We start from the raw sequence: 4027 nt of genomic DNA, 5'->3' as shown, positions 1-4027 counted from the left end.
ATGGGCATAAAGCGCAGGTGAACCGTTACATTGCTTCTGTCTATTCGGCAAGAGGAGAATCGGATGAGGCTATCCGTTATTTTCTGAGGGCCAGTCGTACGGCAGAAGAATGGCAGTATAGTTTTATCTGTCAGGGAATAGCTGATGCCTATACTGCTGCCGGGCGCTTCCGGGAGGGGGTATCTGGATTAGATTCTATACGGAAGAATATGGATAACAGGCAGATGGTACCTTATTATCATTTAGCTAAAGGAAATCTTTGGGCCGGTATCAACGAATATGATTCTGCTTCTACCTATTATCGTATTGCGTCGATGTCCTTGAACCGTTGGGTTGCAGCCGAGGCATCCCGGAGGTTGAAGTTACTATACTCTTCGCTGGGGAAAGACAGCTGCTCTTTCTATTCAGCACTTGCTGCTAATGAACATCTTGTAAATGAACTGAGAAGAGAGGAAGGAGTTGAAAGCCGGACGAAGTATGAAAAGGCTAAACTGGAAAATGAACTGAACCGGTTGAAAATAGATAAGCAGAGGCGGGAAATCTGGCTGTTAAGTCTGGGACTTTGTTTTGTTGTGGCATTCGCTGCGAGTTATATTGTTTGGCAACGTCGCAAACGCCAGATGTATAAGCAGCTTTGGCGTGAGCAATCCCTGAGACTGAGTCAGACGGAACAATTGTTACAGCAGTCGGAAGAGTTGAGTATATTGCGCGAAAAAGAGGGTCAGCTTCGTGAATCGCTTTTTCGACGGATGAAGTCGTTTCATAAAATTCCCTCTTTGGAAAAAGAAGAGGAGAGTGCTGAAGAGGGAAATGATAATCAAAATCGACGTATAGCCTTGTCTAATGAAGAATGGGAGGATATACGCCAAACGGTGGATGGAAGTTATGATAAATTTTCAGTGCGATTACTGGAAGCTTTTCCGGGATTGAGCATGAAGGATGTGTATTTTTGTTGCCTGGTGAAAATAAACGTTAGTATTAAAGATCTATCTGACATTTACTGTATCAGTCGTACCTCGATAAGTCGTAAGAAACAGCGGATGAAACGAGATAAGTTGGGATTGACGGAGAATAATGAGACTTTGGATGATTTTTTGCGCCGTTTTTGAGCTTTTGTCTATACTTATTGCGATTGATTAATTTATATATAGCTTATAATCATGTGTTTATGTGCTTGATAACTTATACCTTTTGTCTATAAGATAATTTGTATTTCCTTCCTTGTCCAGCTATCTTTGTCTCATTGTTTCATGTAAAAAATAAAAATATGAAAAGCAAACAATGGAAAAGTGAAGGATTGATATGCCTGGTGTTTATTGGAGGGTTGAGTTCTTGTACAAATGGTGGACAAGGATCAAAAGGTGATGCATTAGACACACAACCGATAGTTGGTTCGGTGGAGATTTTAAACGGAGATTCTGTATGGGTTTGCAACCTATCGGCACTGAAAGATACATTAGTACTTCCATTGAGTTATTTTGCAGATGAATTGCAGATTGTGAAGTTGGATAACCGGGATGAAGCATTGGTGCCTGTGCGGAATGTGATTGTTTCTGACAATTATATATTGGTATGGGGCAAAGACCAAACTCCTTTTAAGCTTTTCGATAAATCTGGTAAGTTTCTTGGCAATGTGGGGGCTTTTGGACAAGGTCCCGGTGAGTATCAGTTGATCTATGATGTCCAAATAGACGAGGCTGGTGGGCGTATATATTTGCTTCCGTGGAATGCAAGATCTCTGCTGGCCTATGATTTGAAAGGACAGTCTGTCCAGAACATTTCACTACCCGGTTTGGTGCCGAAAGGTGTCTTCAAGGCAAATACAAAGGATTCTCTTTTGTCTGTATTCCTTCTGCCTTTTGATTATTTGCCGTATGTGGCATGGACTCAGAAGTTCAGTGGAGAAATACAAGATACGATACGTTCACGCCATTTGGCCTTAAAACCAGATTTCAGCAATGAGGTACATAGTAATAAGAATGGTGCTGATTTTGATGTATCTCTTTCTCCATTCTGGGAACGCCGTCCGGATAGCCTTTATCATTATGCCAACGGACGTTTGAATCCTCGTTTCACTATGAATTTTGCAAAGAAAGAAATCCCTATTCATGATTACAAAGAATTTCCACATCATTTCTTGGGAAGTATATCCATAGAAAAACAATTGGATGAAAACAATTTCACGACGGAGGCCCCTGCTGATTTTATTATGGATAAACAGTCTTTAAAAGGTGCTTTCTATAAAGTGGAGAATGACTATCTGGGCAATTTGCCTATTTCCTGGTTTTCGTACAGTTGCTCAAACGGATATTATACGGCCAACATGGAGCCTGTAACTCTGAAAGAAACATTGGAAAAATATTTGGTAGACGCTAAAGACATTTCTGCTGCCGACCGGGAACGTATACAAAAGCTGGCAGATAGCATTCATGAGAATGACAATAACTATATTTTGTATGCTAAGTTGAAATAATAAATGAAACACTTACTTTACATTATATTGCTGTCTCTATCGTTTCTCTCTGCCTGCAAGCTGCGGGCAGAGCAGAAACATCGGGAGGCGAACGACACGATTATTGCAGAAACCCCATCTGGTACCTTCCAGTGTATCTACTCCCGATACGTATGTATATGAAACCAGCACTATGCAACTGTTTGAAACCGATACGACAGGTGTCTTGAAACCTTTACCCTTTACTTTTAAGTCAGAAAAAGGTTCTTCTTATTCTGACCGGCAGATATGTGTAGTTTCCTGGAATACTTTCTATTATGCTGATAATGTATCAGGAGGAAAAGCCATTATTCGTGCTGTTTATCAAGGGGACAGTTTGCATACAGAGCAGATATATAATCTTGCATTTAGTAAAAAACATCCTGACTTATAGCGGACGTACTCCACTTCAGGTATCACGTGAAAACGGTAAAAGTGACGGATATATCTTTGTGGAGCAATATGATTGGGGCGGTAATCCGGTAGCACGTTATAAACTTGACCATTGGGGCAGGGTTGTATCAGATGGGAAGCGATTGTATCAGGTATGTTATATGTATGACGATCCGCTCTTTTTGTATACATTACCCGGAAAAGAATAAAAGAGGTTTGCAAGATAAAAGGCTAAAATGATTCATCTCTAAAAAATACTTTTTATATTTGCAGCCGTTATGGCGAAGTATATATTTTTATTTTGCATATTATTAGGTGTATTTCTTGTATCGGGATTCGAATCTGTATCCGGCGATATGAAGGAGTATAAGGAACTTCGTGTAACAGGCTTGCAGCAGGGTAAGACGGAATGTAATATATCTGAGGCAGGTGCAGAGCAATGTAGGAAAGTGGTCTATGGCGGAGAATATGCGAGTAAGGCTATTGGTAATATAGCAACATCCGTTTCGCGCAGTAATATTCCTTCTTCACAAGTTCTAAGATTTAATGCCCTTTCAGTTGTAGCAAAGATCGTCAAATCCATAAAGGTGCTACTTCCCGAAGAAAAAAGAATGTCTTTTCCGTATCAACTCTCTCTTACTCACTATTCCAGTAGATACTATATCTATGCGTTAAGACATATTATTATTTAATCTTTCTCTTTTCTATAAGGCATTAAGTGTGTCTTATATCTCCTTATTACTTCAATTCATATGTATTTCTTTCATTGAGAATAACTGAAAAGTCGTATCTCTGTTGTGGAATATGTATATACCTATATGTTAATACTCAATAGATAATGGAATTTATATTAGATTTTATTCTTCACATTGATCAATATATGATAAACATTGTGCAGGAATATCATGCCTGGACTTATATAATATTGTTCATAATCATTTTTTGTGAAACGGGATTGGTTGTTACTCCTTTTCTTCCGGGAGATTCATTACTCTTTGTGACGGGAGCTATTGCCTCGTTACCCGGGACGCCTCTTGAGGTAAATATTCTTGTTTTGATCTTGTTTTTCGCCGCAGTTTTGGGAGATTCTTGTAATTATATGATAGGGCATCTCTTCGGGCGCAAATTGTTCAATAATCCCAA

5 protein-coding genes are annotated in these 4027 nt (G+C 39.4%); all 5 read left to right on the top strand.

Annotated features, from left to right (window positions below; all coding sequences use genetic code 11):
* The coding region (locus BACCELL_RS23980) for a hypothetical protein (RefSeq protein WP_007214732.1) at nt 1–1109 on the top strand (1109 nt) is incomplete at its 5' end.
* Nucleotides 1110–1267: 158 nt separating this feature from the next.
* A complete protein-coding gene (locus tag BACCELL_RS23975; RefSeq protein ID WP_007214731.1) occupies nt 1268–2473 on the top strand; it encodes a 6-bladed beta-propeller in 1206 nt (401 codons plus the stop codon).
* Between the two features lie 296 nt (nt 2474–2769).
* A complete protein-coding gene (locus BACCELL_RS23970) occupies nt 2770–3093 on the top strand; it encodes a hypothetical protein (RefSeq protein ID WP_007214730.1) in 324 nt (107 codons plus the stop codon).
* A 69-nt stretch (nt 3094–3162) separates the two neighbouring features.
* Complete coding sequence (locus tag BACCELL_RS23965) at nt 3163–3576, top strand: hypothetical protein (protein ID WP_007214729.1); 414 nt, start codon at nt 3163–3165, stop codon at nt 3574–3576.
* 146 nt (nt 3577–3722) lie between these two features.
* Nucleotides 3723–4027 (top strand): SNARE-associated domain-containing protein (locus BACCELL_RS27040; RefSeq protein ID WP_007214728.1); only part of this gene is annotated, 305 nt, incomplete at its 3' end.

The organism is Bacteroides cellulosilyticus DSM 14838 (assembly GCF_000158035.1).
Classification (GTDB): domain Bacteria; phylum Bacteroidota; class Bacteroidia; order Bacteroidales; family Bacteroidaceae; genus Bacteroides; species Bacteroides cellulosilyticus.
This window is presented reverse-complemented; position numbering and strand designations above follow the sequence as displayed.